This is a genomic window from Oleiphilus sp. HI0125, assembly GCF_001635355.1.
In genome coordinates this window covers 1-880 of the sequence record NZ_LWGF01000996.1, presented here as the reverse complement: position 1 = coordinate 880, position 880 = coordinate 1, and the positions used below count along the sequence as shown (strand labels likewise).

Sequence of the window (880 nt, the reverse complement as noted above, 5' to 3'; positions counted from 1 at the left end):
TTCGGGTACAGTTACATTCTGAAATATAAGAACAAACATTAAAACAATAAGAACTTACGCAGTTATTTTTTTAAATTGCCGAACAGAAGAAGGTAGAAAAGGCTCATATAGACGTGATTTTGAAAGCGAAGAACCAGTTAAGTTTAGTGTTGGCAACCCTGGCGTTGATGCCTGTCGTTGCGTCTGCTGAACTGCGTCCTATTTCTGATGAAGAATTTGGCGAAGTATCTGGTCAAGCGGCTGTAGCGTTTGATGTAGACCAAATAGGATCGACAAGTTATACCCGTGTAACGTTGGGTATGGAAGCTGAGATCCAAATGAATATCGATAATCTTGAGGCGGGCCGCTATGCAAAAACAGGCGAAAGTCTTGAGGCTGATTTACAAGTTTCAAACCTCGGCTTGGGTTCGATTTCTACAGATTCATCTAAAGTTCAGCTTGATGGTAATACCTATGACGTGAATGAAATTATTCCGTTTGAGCTGAATGATCCATATTTTGAAATTGCACGAGACGACAATAATGAGCTGATCGGTTTTCGTATTGGTTTTGGCGAAGCGAGAGGTCAGTTGTCTGGCGATTTTGGAAGTATTTCAGGCAATGTTGAGATGGACATTGTTGATGACTTTGGAACTCGTTACGAGTCGCAGCTTCTGAATGCGGCAGGTGATCCTGATAACTCTAGATCAACAAATTTCGGTGTGGCTCGCGAATTTACCGGTGGTACGACAGATTGCTCAACAGGCTGGTATTGCTATGACTTAGGTGATTTCAAAACACTTGATATTGGTGAGCGAAACGCCGACACAGGTGCAGTGGAATACACTGAAGACTTCTTTATTGGCTTCCAGAAACAAGCGACGGAATGGATGACTTCAGA

General features: G+C 42.4%; 1 protein-coding gene. It reads left to right on the top strand.

Annotation, left to right across the window (positions count from 1 at the left end):
• Window positions 1-119 precede the first annotated feature (119 nt).
• A partial coding sequence (locus A3762_RS17120) for a DUF6160 family protein (RefSeq protein ID WP_156493543.1) occupies window positions 120-880 on the top strand: 761 nt, incomplete at its 3' end.